This window comes from Bradyrhizobium oligotrophicum, from assembly GCF_051168495.1.
In the GTDB taxonomy this organism is placed as follows: domain Bacteria; phylum Pseudomonadota; class Alphaproteobacteria; order Rhizobiales; family Xanthobacteraceae; genus Bradyrhizobium; species Bradyrhizobium oligotrophicum_A.
This window is the reverse complement of sequence record NZ_JBNPVB010000007.1, coordinates 200,403-214,626: the sequence shown is the minus strand read 5'-3', so window position 1 is coordinate 214,626 and position 14,224 is coordinate 200,403. Positions and strand designations below refer to the sequence as shown.

Annotated in this window: 14 protein-coding genes; 7 read left to right on the top strand and 7 right to left on the bottom strand. The window is 65.5% G+C overall.

Features of this window, described 5'->3' with window-relative positions; all coding sequences use genetic code 11:
* Complete coding sequence (locus ACQR1B_RS16080; protein ID WP_434832492.1) at nt 1–1,338, bottom strand: MFS transporter; 1,338 nt, start codon at nt 1,336–1,338, stop codon at nt 1–3.
* A gap of 32 nt (nt 1,339–1,370) precedes the next feature.
* Entirely contained in the window at nt 1,371–2,405 is a 1,035-nt protein-coding gene (locus ACQR1B_RS16075; RefSeq protein ID WP_434832491.1) for a hydroxyacid dehydrogenase, read from the bottom strand.
* 185 nt (nt 2,406–2,590) lie between these two features.
* Between ACQR1B_RS16075 and ACQR1B_RS16070 the strand changes: the two genes are divergently transcribed.
* Nucleotides 2,591–3,271 carry an RraA family protein gene (locus tag ACQR1B_RS16070; protein ID WP_434832490.1) on the top strand — a complete coding sequence of 227 codons (681 nt, stop codon included), beginning with the start codon at nt 2,591–2,593 and terminating at the stop codon, nt 3,269–3,271.
* A gap of 91 nt (nt 3,272–3,362) precedes the next feature.
* The gene (locus ACQR1B_RS16065) at nt 3,363–4,082 is read left to right on the top strand and encodes an IclR family transcriptional regulator (protein WP_434832628.1); all 720 of its coding nucleotides are present in this window, start codon (nt 3,363–3,365) and stop codon (nt 4,080–4,082) included.
* Between the two features lie 3 nt (nt 4,083–4,085).
* On the opposite strand, the gene ACQR1B_RS16060 is transcribed toward ACQR1B_RS16065, so the two are convergent.
* Nucleotides 4,086–4,463 carry a DUF2147 domain-containing protein gene (locus tag ACQR1B_RS16060; RefSeq protein ID WP_434832489.1) on the bottom strand — a complete coding sequence of 126 codons (378 nt, stop codon included), beginning with the start codon at nt 4,461–4,463 and terminating at the stop codon, nt 4,086–4,088.
* 398 nt (nt 4,464–4,861) lie between these two features.
* On the opposite strand from ACQR1B_RS16060, the gene ACQR1B_RS16055 reads away from it, so the two are divergent.
* The 3 genes from ACQR1B_RS16055 to ahcY all read left to right on the top strand — a co-directional run bounded on the left by ACQR1B_RS16055 (nt 4,862) and on the right by ahcY (nt 9,119).
* Nucleotides 4,862–6,211, top strand: a complete 1,350-nt coding sequence (locus ACQR1B_RS16055) for a hypothetical protein (RefSeq protein ID WP_434832488.1) — start codon at nt 4,862–4,864, stop codon at nt 6,209–6,211.
* An 85-nt stretch (nt 6,212–6,296) separates the two neighbouring features.
* Nucleotides 6,297–7,493, top strand: coding sequence for a methionine adenosyltransferase (gene metK / locus ACQR1B_RS16050; protein WP_434832487.1), 1,197 nt, complete (start codon nt 6,297–6,299; stop codon nt 7,491–7,493).
* Nucleotides 7,494–7,697: 204 nt separating this feature from the next.
* Nucleotides 7,698–9,119 (top strand): adenosylhomocysteinase, encoded by a 1,422-nt coding sequence (gene ahcY, locus ACQR1B_RS16045; RefSeq protein WP_434832486.1) that lies wholly within the window; start codon nt 7,698–7,700, stop codon nt 9,117–9,119.
* Nucleotides 9,120–9,198: 79 nt separating this feature from the next.
* On the opposite strand, the gene ACQR1B_RS16040 is transcribed toward ahcY, so the two are convergent.
* The 4 genes from ACQR1B_RS16040 to ACQR1B_RS16025 all read right to left on the bottom strand — a co-directional run bounded on the left by ACQR1B_RS16040 (nt 9,199) and on the right by ACQR1B_RS16025 (nt 12,317).
* Entirely contained in the window at nt 9,199–10,068 is an 870-nt protein-coding gene (locus ACQR1B_RS16040) for an urea carboxylase-associated family protein (RefSeq protein ID WP_434832485.1), read from the bottom strand.
* A gap of 119 nt (nt 10,069–10,187) precedes the next feature.
* Complete coding sequence (locus ACQR1B_RS16035) at nt 10,188–11,228, bottom strand: hypothetical protein (RefSeq protein WP_434832484.1); 1,041 nt, start codon at nt 11,226–11,228, stop codon at nt 10,188–10,190.
* Between the two features lie 185 nt (nt 11,229–11,413).
* The gene (locus ACQR1B_RS16030; protein ID WP_434832483.1) at nt 11,414–11,995 is read right to left on the bottom strand and encodes a cytochrome b/b6 domain-containing protein; all 582 of its coding nucleotides are present in this window, start codon (nt 11,993–11,995) and stop codon (nt 11,414–11,416) included.
* A gap of 43 nt (nt 11,996–12,038) precedes the next feature.
* Nucleotides 12,039–12,317 (bottom strand): PepSY domain-containing protein, encoded by a 279-nt coding sequence (locus tag ACQR1B_RS16025; RefSeq protein WP_434832482.1) that lies wholly within the window; start codon nt 12,315–12,317, stop codon nt 12,039–12,041.
* Nucleotides 12,318–12,904: 587 nt separating this feature from the next.
* Between ACQR1B_RS16025 and ACQR1B_RS16020 the strand changes: the two genes are divergently transcribed.
* A complete protein-coding gene (locus ACQR1B_RS16020) occupies nt 12,905–13,420 on the top strand; it encodes an AAA family ATPase (RefSeq protein WP_434832481.1) in 516 nt (171 codons plus the stop codon).
* A gap of 259 nt (nt 13,421–13,679) precedes the next feature.
* Nucleotides 13,680–14,219: a hypothetical protein gene (locus ACQR1B_RS16015; protein ID WP_434832480.1), complete on the top strand. Its 540-nt coding sequence runs from the start codon at nt 13,680–13,682 to the stop codon at nt 14,217–14,219.
* Nucleotides 14,220–14,224 lie beyond the last annotated feature (5 nt).

Sequence of the window (14,224 nt, the reverse complement as noted above, 5' to 3'; positions counted from 1 at the left end):
TCATGCCCCCTTGGCGACGACGGCGCTCAAGGTCTCCGCGCGCTTCTGCCGGCTGATGAAGAGGATCAGCGAGGCGCCGACGACCGTCACGATCGCGATCGGCAGCAGCGCCAATCCGTAGTTGCCCGTCGCGTCGAGGACGCTGCCGTAGATGTTCACCATCAGGCCGCCGCCGATCAGGTTCGACACGGCATTGATCATGGCGAGGCCCGCCGCCACCGAGCCGGCACCGAGCCAGCCCGACGTCAGCGCCCAGAACGGACCCTTGAACGCATAGGCGCCGACGAGCACGAGGCTGAGCAGGATGACCGTTCCAATGAGGGAATGGATGACGAAGACGCCGAGGAAGCCGCACGCGATCAAGAGCAGTGTCAGCGCAGTATGCCAGCGCCGTTCCTTGGTCTTGTCGGAGTGGCGGCCCCACAGCACCATCAGGACGCAGGCAATCCCATAGGGGATCGAGTTGATCAATCCGGTCTCGAGGTTGGTGAGCCCGAACGATTTCAGGAATTGCGGCTGCCAGACGCCCAGCACGGATCCTGCCGCCGACGCGCCGGAGCAGGCGAGCGCCATCGCCCAGACATAGGGATTGCGCAACAAGTGCAGGAAGGAGCCCCATCCGGTTTGTGCCGATGCCGCCGGGCGGCCCGCCTTCTCCCGTTCGAGCTCGGTACACAGCCACGCCCGTTCGCCATCGCTCAGCCAGCGCGCCTGCTCGGGCTTGTCGGTCAGGAAGGACAGGCAGAGCAGGCCGAGCAGCACCGAGGGAACGCCTTCGACGATGAAGAGCCATTGCCAGCCGCGCAGACCCAGCATGCCGTCGAGGCTGAGCAGCAGGCCACCGAGCGGAGAGCCGATGAAGGTCGCGGCGGGAATCGAAATGCCGAACAGGGCGATCAGGCGGCCGCGATAATTGGCCGGCAGCCAATAGGTGAGATAGAGCAGCACGCCCGGAAAGAAGCCGGCCTCGGCGGCGCCCAGAATGAAGCGCATGACGTAGAACGAATTCTGGCCCTGCACGAATGCCATGCCGGCCGAGATCACGCCCCAGGTGATCATGATACGGGCGATCCAGCGCCGTGCGCCGAAGCGCTGCAAGGCGAGATTGCTCGGCACTTCCATCAGGAAGTAGGAGAAGAAGAACAGGCTCGCGCCGAAGCCGAACGCCGCCTTCGACATCTTGAGGTCCTGCACCATCTGCAGGGATGCCATGCCGACATTGCCGCGATCGAGGATCGCGAACAGATAGCAGATCATCATGAACGGCATGATGCGCCAGGTGACCCGGCGCATGGTCGTCTGTTCGAGCGCGCTCGGCGCCGTCACGGCTTCAGCCATCGTCTCCTCCCGTTTTTATCGATGTGCGCCGTTCAGGCGACGCGCAGTTGCTTCTTGTTGACCATCGCGCGCAGGTCGGCGGCTTTGCCTTCAAGGATATCCATGACGTGATTGACGGCGATGACGCCCATGGCGTCGCGCGCGGCCTGCGTGCTGGCCCCGGCGTGCGGCGTGACGACCACGTTCGGCAATGTCAGCAGCGGAAGGTCGGGCCGTGCCGGCTCCTCGGCGAAGGAATCGAGCCCGGCGCCGGCGATGACGCCGTCGCGCAGCGCTTCGAACAGCGCGGTCTCGTCGATGAGGCCGCCGCGCGCGGTATTGATCAGGATGCCGTCGCGGCGCATGCGCGCGATCTGATCGCGGCCGATCATGTTGCGCGTCTGCGGCGTCAATGGACAGTGCAGGCTGATGACGTCGCTCGTCGCCAGGATGTCGTCGAGGCTGCCGACGCGCTCCGCGCCTTCGATGCCGGCGTCTGCCGGCATGTAGGGATCGAAGACGCGAACATGCATGCGCAGCGGCTGAACCAGGCCGACCAGGATGCGGCCGATCTCGCCGAAACCGATCACACCGAGGCTGCGGCCGAGGAGTTGTGCGCCCTTGGTCGTCGCCTTGTCCCAATGCCCGGACTTCATCCGCGCGTCGAGATACGGAATCTCGCGCGCGACGGCGAACATCAAGGCGAGAGCGAGTTCGGCGACCGATTGCGAATTGGCGCCGCGCGCAACGAAGACGGGAATGCCGCGCCGGTCGGCCGCGTCGATGTCGATATTGTCGTAGCCGACGCCGTGCTTGGCGATCACCTTGAGCTTCGCCGACGCGCCGATCACCTGGTCGTCGATCCTGCCCTGACGCACGATGATCGCATCGGGCTGCTGAACCGCCGCGACGCCGGCCAATTCCTCGGAGCTCACGTAGTGCGGATGGTCCACGAGCATCGCGCCGCGCCGGGTGGCGGCTTCGGTCGCTTCGGGAGTCAGGGCAGGGCCGGTGATCAGAATCTTGTAGCGCATGTTGCAGCCTTCACGTCTGGCGGCAACGCCCTCGGCCTTCGTGCGATGTCGCACGGCCGAATCCAGCGGCAACTGAGCCGCCCGACCCGTCCGTTTTCATATGACGAGGCGTTGACCGTTTCCCGTATCGCCATTTTGAAATTGAAACGGCGTTGCATTTTTTATAGGTATTGCGCCGATGGCCCGCATTGTCAACCGCCGATCGGCCGGGCCGCTGGGATGACCTCGAGGAGCACGCCATGACCGTCGGTTTCCGCATCTATCCAAACCCGCAACAGAAGGCCTCGCCCGATCTCGTCGAGCGCTATCGCAAGCTGCCGGTCGCCAATGTCAGCGACAGCATGTCGCGAATGAATGCTGCGGGTGCGCGCCTGCGTCCGATGCACGGCAGCGGCGTTCTCGCCGGTCCTGCGATCACGGTGAAGTCGCGTCCGGGCGACAATCTGATGCTGCACAAGGCGCTGGACATGGCCGAGCCGGGCGACGTGGTCGTCGTCGACGCCGGTGGCGATCTCACCAACGCCCTGATCGGAGAACTGATGATCGCGCATGCGGTGCGCCGCGGCCTCGGCGGCGTGGTCATCAACGGCGCGATCCGGGATGCGGCCTCGGTGCGTGCCGGCAAATTCCCGGTCTTCGCGGCCGGCATCACCCATCGCGGTCCGTACAAGGACGGTCCCGGGGAGATCAACGTTCAGATCGCGATCGACGGCATGGTCATCAACCCCGGCGACCTTGTGCTCGGCGATGATGACGGGCTGGTCTGCATCCCGCTCGCCGACGCGGAGGCCATCTACGCCGCGACCAAAAAGAAGCACGACGCCGAGACCGCACAGCTGGAAGCGATCGCCGCCGGACGCAACGACCGCAGCTGGGTCGACGAGGAACTGAAAAGGCGCGGCGTCGAATATATGGGCTGAACATCCGTCACCGCCCCGTGAACTTCACGGCGGGGATGTGTATACCGTGCCGGACGGCCGCCTGATCGGCGGCCTGTTCGGGACGAGGGACGTGGCCAAGACATCGAGCAAACCCCGGAAGACCGTCAAGCCGGAGAAGTCGCCGGGACTGAAGGGCGTCTCCGCCGTCGATCGCGCGCTGAGCGTGCTGACGGCCTTTCAGCGCGGCGACGGAGAGCTCAGTCTTGCCGAACTGACCAAGCGCACCGGCCTGGTCAAGACAACGGTCATGCGCATGGCGCTGTCCTTGGAAAGTGTCGGCCTGATCCGGCGGGCAGACGACGGCGGCTACCGGCTCGACGCCGAGGTGATGCGCCTTGCGGCCTGCTATCAGCACGCGTTCGGTCTCGCCGACCACGTGACGCCGGTGCTGGAGCGGCTGGCGCGCTCGACCGGCGAAACCGCGTCATTCTACACCCGCCGGGGCGAACAACGCCTCTGCCTGTTTCGCGTCGAGAGCGCCAATCAGATCCGCATGCACGTCCAGCCCGGTGACCTGCGCCCGATGGACAAATCGGCCATTGCCCAGGTGCTGCGGCATTTCGATCGCGGTCGTGCAGCGGTGGCGGTCGACGTGCCGATCTTCACCAGCGGCGTCACGGACCCCCACGCCGCCGCACTCGCGACGCCGGTGTTCGGTCCGGGCGGCGGCCTGTTAGGCGCGCTGGCCCTGTCCGGACCGGTCACGCGCCTGACGGCGGACCATGCGCAGGAGATCCGTTCCGTGCTGAAGACGGCCGGCGAAGACCTCACCAAGGCCTGCGGAGGCTAGCTCTCAATTCGCCCGCGTCCAGGTCGAGGACCGGCAGACCATGCCGCCGAGGGCGCAGCCCGCGGTCGTCAAGGTGCCGCCCGACAGCGTCATCTTGGCGTCGTAGGTCTTGCCGTCGTCGGGATTGCTGTAGCTGCCGGCCCAGGCGTTCGGCCCGGTCGGTTTCATGCCCGAGAACAGCCGCTGGCCGACCTTGGCCGGCGTGTCGGTGCCCTCCTTGATCCAGACCAGGGTGCCGCAGATGGCGCCGCCGCAGGGTGCGAACTTGACCTTGGAGGCACCGGTCTCGCGCAGCCAGACGCCGGTGACGTCGTCGGCCCGTGCCGGACCCGCCGCAAGCGCCAACGCAAAACCAATTCCAAGGACAAACCGACCGATCATGCGAGCCTCCCGTGCATTCTGCGACGAACCGTGTTGCATGCCGATCGTGTCGTCGACGCGGCGGGTCGACGCGCGATGAGCTTGGTCCGCGTTGGTTGAAGAGGATATCAGGATTCGGCGTGCCGCACTTTGCCCGGTGCAGGCTGTCGAGAGCCGTCGAACCGGATGACGGCCAACTGGATTGCCTTGAAATCCACCCTCGCCGCGCCGGGCGGTTCCGACGGCCGCACCGTGCGGTACGGTCGTATTGCGCGTGAGGCTGGAGCTCGGGGATCTTATCCGTTGTGTTGCGGCCGGAGGGTTCCGGGTTCAGCCCCTTCCCATTGGTGGGCAGATGGTGCTAGGACGTTGGGCAACGGGCGTCTTGCCCACTCGCATTTCCCACTTCACTCGGCGCGATGAAGAACGACCAACTGCTCGTCCAGATCACGGAGTTCTGCCGCCAGTCCGACATGGCGGAGTCGACGTTCGGCCGGCGCGCCGTCAACGACGGCAAGCTGGTGCAGCGGCTGCGCGAGGGCAAGCGCATCACCATCGATACGCTGGATCGCATCCAGGCCTATATCGCAGCTTCCACCGGCACTCTGCCGCCGCCGCGGCTCGATGTCGTGCCGGAGAAGCGCGACCCCAAGAGCAATTTCCGCTTCTTCGAGAACCGGCAGAAATATCTGCTGTTCGTGCATACCTGCAGCGAGAAGCGGGTGGTGGCGGAGCGTGTGGGCCTCGAGCTCGCCAGCATTCATCCGCGGCCTCCGGCGCTGCGGCTGTTCGACGCCGGCGTCGGCGACGGCACCGTGCTGTCCAAGGTGCTGCGGACGATGCATGGCCGCTTTCCCCACATCCCGTTCTATGTCGCCGGCAAGGAGCTCAGCCTGGAGGATGTCCGGCTGACCCTGGAGAAGGTGCCGGACCGGCTGTTCGAGCATCCCGCCTCCGTGTTCGTGTTCACCAACATGAACTATGCCGAGGCGCCCTGGCTGACGCCGGCGTCGCCTGCGGTGGCGGCCTCGATGATCTGGCACGAGGTGGTGCTGCAGGGCGATTCGTCCGGCGATTTCGAGACCCAGATCACGGCGCTGAAGCCGTTCCTGGAGCAGAACTGGCGCGCCAACGTGTCGCCGCGCACCGGCATGCCGGTCTATGAGCGGCCGATCGCGCTGGTGCTCTACCGCGAGGATCACCGTTTCGTGCTCGACGGCATCATCCCGCGGGCCGGCCGGGTCGAGGCCAATTTCGACCTGATCATCGCCTCGCAGCCTTATCGGGCCCGTTCCTCGGTCAATTTCCGCGCCAAGCGCATCATCGCACCGCTGGCGCGGGCGCTGAAACCGGGCGGCCGGCTGATCGGAATCCACTCCCACGGCCAGGATCCGGGCCTGGAGATCATCCAGGCGGTGTGGCCGGGAGAAAATCCTTTCTCGGTCAGCCGGCATGAGCTATTGCGCGCCGTCAAGTACGAGCTGGGCTCCAGTGGGCGAGACTTAAATTTTAACGCCTATGCGGACAATCGCTCGATTTTCAGGTATGAGATGGAGGCTCTGCCCAACGAGGTCACCGGTGCGATCGGAACCTCGACGGCCTTTGCAGCCTGGAACGCGGCGGTGTATGTCGCGCAGATCGAGGAAGACCGCCTGACCGAGGTGGCCCACTCGTCTCGTGCGCTCGACGCCGCCCGAGAGGTTTTGCGAAAGCACAACGGGCTGTGGTTCTACGACGAGTCCTACGTCATCTCGCGGCGTCGCGACTGACATCCTTGGGATCAAGGCACTTGGGATCAAGGCACTTGGGATCAATACAAACGACCGCCGTGGGCGGCGAAGAAGGGGTTGCTTGATGCGCGCGTCTTATCTGTTCACCTCGGAATCGGTGTCCGAGGGCCATCCGGACAAGGTCTGCGACCGTATTTCCGACGAGATCGTCGACCTGTTCTACCGCGAGGGGCCAAAGGCCGGCATCGATCCGTGGGCCATCCGCGCCGCCTGCGAGACGCTCGCCACCACCAACAAGGTCGTGATCGCCGGTGAGACCCGCGGTCCGTCCTCGGTCACCAACGAGCATATCGAGCACGTCGTCCGCGAGGCCATCAAGGACATCGGCTACGAGCAGGACGGCTTCCACTGGAAGAACTGCGACATCGAAATCCTGCTGCATCCGCAGTCCGCCGACATCGCTCAGGGCGTCGATGCGCTGCAGCCGGGCGAAGTCAAGGAAGAGGGCGCCGGCGACCAGGGCATCATGTTCGGCTATGCGACCAACGAAACGCCGGATCTGATGCCGGCGCCGATCTTCTATGCCCACAAGATCCTGCGGTTGATCTCGGAAGCCCGCCACGCCGGTGTCGAGAAGGTGCTCGGCCCGGATTCCAAGAGCCAGGTCACCGTGCAGTATGAGAACGGCAAGCCGGTCGGCGTCCGCGAGATCGTGGTGTCGCATCAGCACCTGGTCGAGGACATGACCTCCGCGCAGGTCCGCGAGCGGGTCGAGCCCTATGTGCGCAAGGCGCTACCGGAAGGCTGGATCACGCCGAAGACGATCTGGCACATCAACCCGACCGGCAAGTTCTACATCGGCGGTCCCGATGGCGACGCCGGTCTGACCGGCCGCAAGATCATCGTCGACACCTATGGTGGTGCGGCCCCGCATGGCGGCGGCGCGTTCTCCGGCAAGGATCCGACCAAGGTCGACCGCTCCGCGGCCTATGCCGCGCGCTATGTCGCCAAGAACATCGTCGCTGCCGGCCTCGCCGACCGCTGCACCCTGCAGCTCGCTTATGCGATCGGCGTGGCGCGGCCGCTGTCGATCTATATCGATACCCACGGCACGGGGAAGGTGTCCGAGGACGTGCTCGAGAAGGCTGCCGCGCAGGCGATGGATTTGACGCCGCGCGGCATTCGCACCCACCTCGACCTCAACCGCCCGATCTATGCGCGCACCTCGTCCTACGGCCATTTCGGCCGCACGCCGGACAATGAGGGCGGCTTCTCCTGGGAGAAGACCGACCTCGTCGAGGCGCTGAAGCGCGCGGTGTAGTTGCTTCTTACCTCTCCCCGCTTGCGGGGAGAGGTCGGATTGCATCGTCAGATGCAATCCGGGTGAGGGGGACTCTCCACGAATCCGGTGCGTGGAGAGTCCCCCTCACCCCGGCCCTCTCCCCGCAAGCGGGGTGAGGGAGCAGACTGCGTCGTGAGGCGTGCCGTGCTGCCAACTCTCAATTCATCCGATCAGGAACCCCACATGACCGCCAAGCCAGGCTTCAACGACTACATCGTCAAGGACATTTCGCTCGCCGAGTTCGGCCGCAAGGAGCTCTCGCTCGCCGAGACCGAGATGCCCGGCCTGATGGCGACGCGCGAGGAATACGGCCCGAAGCAGCCGCTCAAGGGCGCGCGCATCGCAGGCTCGCTGCACATGACCATCCAGACCGGCGTGCTGATCGAGACGCTGAAGGCGCTCGGCGCCGACATCCGCTGGGTCTCCTGCAACATCTATTCGACGCAGGATCACGCCGCCGCCGCGATCGCCGCGGCCGGCATCCCGGTGTTCGCCGTCAAGGGCGAGACGCTGGTCGACTATTGGGACTACACCGCAAAACTGTTCGACTGGCACGGCGGCGGTCATCCCAACATGATCCTCGATGACGGCGGCGACGCCACCATGTACGTCCATCTCGGCCTGCGCGCCGAGAATGGCGACACGGCGTTCCTGGACAAGCCTGCGTCCGAGGAAGAGGAAGTGTTCTTCGCGCTGCTGAAGAAGCAGCTCAAGGAGAAGCCGAAGGGCTACTTCGCCGAGATCGCCAAGTCGATCAAGGGCGTCTCGGAAGAGACCACCACGGGCGTGCATCGTCTGTACGACATGCAGAAGGCCGGCACTCTGCTGTGGCCCGCGATCAACGTCAACGACAGCGTCACCAAGTCGAAGTTCGACAACCTCTATGGCTGCCGCGAATCGCTGGTCGACGGCATCCGCCGCGGCACCGACGTCATGATGTCGGGCAAGGTCGCGATGGTCGCGGGCTTCGGCGACGTCGGCAAGGGCTCGGCCGCCTCGCTGCGCCAGGCCGGCTGCCGCGTCATGGTCTCCGAGGTCGATCCGATCTGCGCGCTGCAGGCGGCGATGGAGGGCTATGAGGTGGTGACGATGGAGGATGCCGCGCCGCGCGCCGACATCTTCGTGACCGCGACCGGCAACAAGGACATCATCACCATAGAGCACATGCGCGCGATGAAGGATCGCGCCATCGTCTGCAACATCGGCCATTTCGACAACGAGATCCAGGTCGCCGCGCTGAAGAACCTGAAGTGGACCAACATCAAGCCCCAGGTCGATGAGATCACCTTCGCCGACGGCAAGCGCATGATCCTGCTGTCCGAAGGCCGTCTGGTGAACCTCGGCAATGCGATGGGCCACCCGTCCTTCGTGATGTCGGCGTCCTTCACCAACCAGACCCTGGCGCAGATCGAGCTCTACGCCAACAACAAGGACGGCAAGTACAAGAAGGAAGTCTACGTGCTGCCGAAGTCGCTGGACGAGAAGGTGGCGATGCTGCATCTCGCCAAGATCGGCGTGAACCTCACCAAGCTGCGCCCCGACCAGGCCTCCTATATCGGCGTCAAGCCGGAAGGCCCGTTCAAGTCGGACCACTACCGCTACTGATCCGCGCTCATGCGCGGCGGAGATTGCGAAGGCTGGGGCATTGCCCTGGCCTTTTGCGTTGGTGCTACGGCCCCGTCGCTCAACGATCCGACGCGGCGCCGTGGCCGCGGTGATAGTCGCTGGGCGACGGCCAGGGCCAGCCGGCCAGCGTCGCCCGATCGGGCTCGTAGATCTCGATGCGCAGCGGATGGCAGGCCGCGGCATCGCTCGAATGCGTCGCGCCGCAGTCGCCGCCCGGGCAGGCCGAGAGCGCGCCGAGCAGGTCGATCTCGGCCAGGAATTCGATGTAGTCGCCGGGCCGCACCGGGCTCGCCTTCATGAAATATTGCTGCGTGTCGCGGGTGAAGCCGGTGCACATGAAGACGTTGAGCACGTCGTGTACGTGCTGCTCCACGGCCCGCGGCTCCGCCTTCAACTCGGCGGCCAGCGCGCGCGCCAGATTCGAATGGCAGCAGAAATCGTAGGTGCCGCCGCTGAGCAGGCGGTGCGTGTAGGGATCGCAGCGCGTGCCGATCACGTCGTGGATGCCGGCACCGTCGGCGTCGAAGCCATACCAGCCGAGCGTGTCGTGGCTGATCGTGGCCATCGGCCGCAGGCTCGGCATCGTGCTCCACAGCCGGTCGCCGGTCGAGACATGCGTGGCGTGCAGCGCCCGTGTCTTGCCGCCGAAGAAACGCTCGGACAGATCATGCGCGTTCCACAGATTGAGATCGCCGACCTGCGGGCCGTCGACGCTGACGATGCGGAAGAACTGCCCGCGTGCGACCCGGAAGCTGCGCGCATCGCGCGGCGGCACGACCACCTCGTCGACCTTGGTCACGGTCTGTCGTGCGGCCTCGAGCATCGCCATGTCCGGCCGCGGCAGCGTGCCGGCGGGATAGACGATGGCGGGGCGGACTGCGCGCCGTGCGGCGGCATCGGCGGGCTCGGGCGGACGACGAGATGGCATGATCTTCCCATGAGGCGGCAGGAGGGGCGAGGCGGTCACCATAGCGCCTCCCGGCCGCAGTTGTCCCGGCGGGGCGATCGCCGCCCGGACAGCCGATCGCTCGGGGCGCGCCGCCTGCGTCAGCCCGTTCGCCGCGAGGCGAGAGCCGATGCGCGGATCGCCTTCACGCGCTTGCCGGCGTGATGCTCCTGCCGCGCGGCGAGGCGCTTGTGCTTCTTCGTCTCGGCCGCCGCGACCTTCACAGCTGGGCTGCGATGCTTGGCATATTCCTCGCCGTCGACCGGGCCGACATGCGGCGGGTCGTGATCGAGATAGGGTCGGCCGATGCCGAACGACTTGCCGTTGGCGTCGACCCATTTCCACAATTGCTCCGTCGCCACCCAGCGCTGCGCGCGCGTCGCGCCGTTGACGCTGACGATGTCCGCCGCGAGCCCGTGACCATAGCCGCCGCGCAGGCTGCCGCCATGATAGGAGCGGTTGCTGGCCGCCTTCAGGCCGCTGGCGATCTCCTGGCGATAGTCGTCGCGGAACGCGCTGGTGATGCCCGGCGCGAGGCCGGCGGCTTCGGCGGCGTGCAAGGTGTGAAACAGCTTCAGCTTGAAGCCGCGGTCCATGCCGCCGATCACGTACTCCATCATGGTCCGGCCGACACGTTCGGCGGCCTTGGGATCCTTCCAGGTGAAATCATTGTCGACGAGCTTGCTGACGCTGCGCGTCACCTTCACCATGCGGCCCTTGCGCTTGACGGTGACGACGCGCCGCTCGGTCTCCCTGATCTTGTCGAGCTTCGGCGCGCGTTCATACAGCGCCCACAGATAGCGATCGACGCAGGCGTCGATGTCGGGACATTCATCGAGGATCTCGGTGCGATCGGCGCTGGCGACGGTGGACCGAGGTGCTTCGCCCGCCGCTGTCGGCGAGGCCTGCTCATCTGCCGGCAGCACAGCCGAGGGGCTGATCGATGCGGTGGTGAGCGCAGGCTCCGATGCTGGCGGCTGCGTCGTCATCTGCTCGACCGTGGTGGATGCCGTCACCTCCGCGACGACCGGCGGCGTTGTGGCCTCCGGTTCTGCGGCGGTTGCGGGCCAGGCCATGACGCAGCCGGCGAGGACAAAAGATCGGCACAACGCACGCGTGGTGAACTGCTGCGAGCTCATCATCCGGCCCCCCAAGATCCGTGCTCCTGCGAACAGGAGCGGTCAGGCATCCGATACCTGGGATTGTTCGGTGCAAGCAGGCTGGGCGCAATAACACAGCGCGTGCCGTCAGCAGCTTTTGCGGGAACTGTGGCTTGCGCGCAACGATTGAGTTCCGGCTGTGGCTCATCAGTTCGCTGCGCGCCGAATTATGGCGCGCGCATGGTCCGCCGCAGCAGCTTGCGTCCCGTCACCATGGCGCGCGCGAGGTTCTCGCGCTGCAGCCGGCCGACCAGCACGACGCCGGCGACATGCAGCACGACGAGCGGGATCAGGAGATACGACGTCACCTCGTGGCTGTCCTCGACCCACCAGACGCCGAAGAAGCGCACCGTCACCTGCATCGCGCCGCTCACGGCGGAGACGAAGAGCACGAGCAGCAGCGTGAGCTGCATCGCCGTGCCCGCGGGATTGAGGCCCAGATAGCGGCCGGGCTTGCCGCGTCGCAGATTCAACAAATAGGAAGGCGTCGCCCGCAGCCGGGCGCGGAGACTGCGGAAGCGCGAATGCCGCGTGCCGATGACGCCCCAGATCAGGCGGAAGGCGAGCAGTCCGAGGATCGCGTAGCCCGCGACCCGATGCAGTCCGTCATGGACGTTCGGCGTCACCCAGGCGACGAGCACGAGCACGGCGAGCAACCAGTGCCACAGGCGCAACGGCAAATCCCAGACCAGCACGGTTTCTGCCTGGTCTGGGTCTTTCACGGGCGATCTGGGAGCTGTGCCGTGCATGGCCGTCACATCACGTCGTGCAGCGGTGCTGCACGCGCGCCGACTATTTGGCGACCGTGTGCTTCAGGCTGAGATCTTCCGGGCTGTAGAACAGCTCATAGAGCTTGCCTTCCTTGACGCCGTAGACCTCGTAGCAGCTGCCCTCGACCTTGGAGCGGCGCACCTCGTATCCCAGCGCCTTGGCTTTCGCCTCGGCCTCGGCGGCCGGCTTCCACTGGGCCTTGTCGAGCTTGGTGCAGTCCTTGTAGCCGTCGGCCAGGGCCGGCGAGATCGCGAAGCCGGCGAGTGCTGCGGCGAGCACGGCGGCGGTGGTCAGTCTCATCATGTCCTCCAATGCGCAAATTCAAAAACGATGCGTCGTGGGACAAGTGGAGACGGCAATGGCCGGGATGTGTCAACGGAGCGGCGGCTGGAATTGCTCTTAGAGCTTTTCCAAATTCGTGCGGAGCCTGCGAAACAAGGGCTTTGGCAAAGGCGGCGCCATCCGCGACGTTAGGTCTCGCCGATCAGCAGGGTATCGCCCCCCTTGGGGACCCACGGTCTTGGCGATAGCGATCGCCACGGCGAGACCCGCAATTAGTTACTCGTCATGCCCGGGCTCTGTCCCGGGCATCCCCGTCCCTCCAGGACGTCGATGGACGTGGATGGCCGGGACGAAGCCCGGCCATGACGGAGGAGAGGCAAGTGCCACACGCGCCGACCTGCCCAGCGGACGCAACGCGGGACCATCTGGACGGCGCCCCGAGGATCTGTCACAGATACGCAATGATCTCACGTGTTCACCTCGCAGGCGCGGCCCTCAGCCGCCGAATTACTGACCCGGCCTGATCCGTCGGGCCGGGCGCGTTTGCCTGCGAATTGATCCTGTGAACATTTCGGCGCCGAGGCGGCGCCGCATGTGAGGTCTCCATGTCTCCGAACCAACCGACGCTGCACCTCGTGTGCGGCAAGATCGCTGCGGGCAAATCGACGCTGGTCGCGGAGCTGGGCCGGCGCCCGGCCACGATCGTGGTCGCCGAGGATAACTGGCTGGCGCAGCTCTATCCGGGCGAGCAGACCAGCCTTGCCGACTACGTCCGTAATTCATCACGGCTACGTGCGGTGATGGGGCCGCATGTGGTGGCGCTGCTGCGCGCCGGCATCTCGGTCGTGCTCGATTTCCCGGCCAATACGCTGGCGAGCCGGGCCTGGATGCTTGGCCTGTTCGAAGCCGCCGGTGTACCGCACCAGCTGCATCATCTCGATGTCCCCGACGAGGTCTGCAAGGCGCGGCTGCGGGCGCGAAACGCGGAAGGCGGCCACGCCTTCACGGTGACGGACGGGGAGTTCGATCTGTTCACTAGCTACTTCGTGGCACCGACGCCCGAGGAAGGATTCGACGTGATCGTGCACCGGCCCAAACTCGACGCCGGATCACTCATGTAGGAGGCGGGGCGGTGAAGTTGGCATGCGACCGTTTGGCCGAGGCGTCCTATGGATCGGCACCCTGCGTCAACCCTCACCAATGCGGTATTTTCCTCGGGTTGTTGCGTAGCGTGGTTGTACGGTAAGGTAGAAACGCCGATCGTTCCCGGCTTCCGATATGATGGAGGTTTCGATGGGGCCGCACTGGTTGGGCGCGACGAGTGTCGCGCTTCCGCAATCCATGCAAACGGTTGTGCAATTGTCGAACAGAAACCCTGCAATGCTGACGACCTATTCCGGCGTCCTCAATCTCGAATATGGAACGGCGAGCGCCAAATTCGCGCCGGAGCAGTTTGTTCATCCGCTGTGCTTCATCGCGGAACGACCGCTGGGCTCGATTCCGCCAACAGCTTTCCCGCCCGGGCTGCCGCCCAAGCAAGAAGCATTCTTGTTGCCCGTGAGATCAAACGACGGCTTCAAAGGTGCAACCGCGACCGTGGCACTTGCCAGCCTCTGGACTAAGCAGACCGACGCGGTCGCCTCGATCCTGACGGCCACTGCGGATTTGTGGTCGGTCGATATCGGCCTGGCGGCGCCGGCACTCCAGCAATTGCTGGCGTGCCTTTCCGTGGTGGTGCAGGGTAGGCAGTCCCACATCTATTCAGTTGGCTACCGGGTGGATGTGCTGACCGTCGTCAACGGCTACGGTGCGCCGATTCCAATCAAGGACAGGCCGACAGGACCGAACGAGTGGGACGGGGTCACGTTCAATACCAATCGGGGCGGCATTGTTGCAGCGGGTCAACCTCAGCGGCCATAAGGTGG

Coding starts and splice junctions, on each gene's coding strand:
- ACQR1B_RS16080 (WP_434832492.1), bottom strand. CDS start 1,338: ATGGCTGAAGCCGTGACGGCGCCGAGCGCGCTCGAACAGACGACCATG.
- ACQR1B_RS16070 (WP_434832490.1), top strand. CDS start 2,591: ATGACCGTCGGTTTCCGCATCTATCCAAACCCGCAACAGAAGGCCTCG.
- ACQR1B_RS16060 (WP_434832489.1), bottom strand. CDS start 4,463: ATGATCGGTCGGTTTGTCCTTGGAATTGGTTTTGCGTTGGCGCTTGCG.
- ACQR1B_RS16055 (WP_434832488.1), top strand. CDS start 4,862: ATGAAGAACGACCAACTGCTCGTCCAGATCACGGAGTTCTGCCGCCAG.
- metK (WP_434832487.1), top strand. CDS start 6,297: ATGCGCGCGTCTTATCTGTTCACCTCGGAATCGGTGTCCGAGGGCCAT.
- ahcY (WP_434832486.1), top strand. CDS start 7,698: ATGACCGCCAAGCCAGGCTTCAACGACTACATCGTCAAGGACATTTCG.
- ACQR1B_RS16040 (WP_434832485.1), bottom strand. CDS start 10,068: ATGCCATCTCGTCGTCCGCCCGAGCCCGCCGATGCCGCCGCACGGCGC.
- ACQR1B_RS16035 (WP_434832484.1), bottom strand. CDS start 11,228: ATGATGAGCTCGCAGCAGTTCACCACGCGTGCGTTGTGCCGATCTTTT.
- ACQR1B_RS16030 (WP_434832483.1), bottom strand. CDS start 11,995: ATGCACGGCACAGCTCCCAGATCGCCCGTGAAAGACCCAGACCAGGCA.
- ACQR1B_RS16025 (WP_434832482.1), bottom strand. CDS start 12,317: ATGAGACTGACCACCGCCGCCGTGCTCGCCGCAGCACTCGCCGGCTTC.
- ACQR1B_RS16020 (WP_434832481.1), top strand. CDS start 12,905: ATGTCTCCGAACCAACCGACGCTGCACCTCGTGTGCGGCAAGATCGCT.
- ACQR1B_RS16015 (WP_434832480.1), top strand. CDS start 13,680: ATGCTGACGACCTATTCCGGCGTCCTCAATCTCGAATATGGAACGGCG.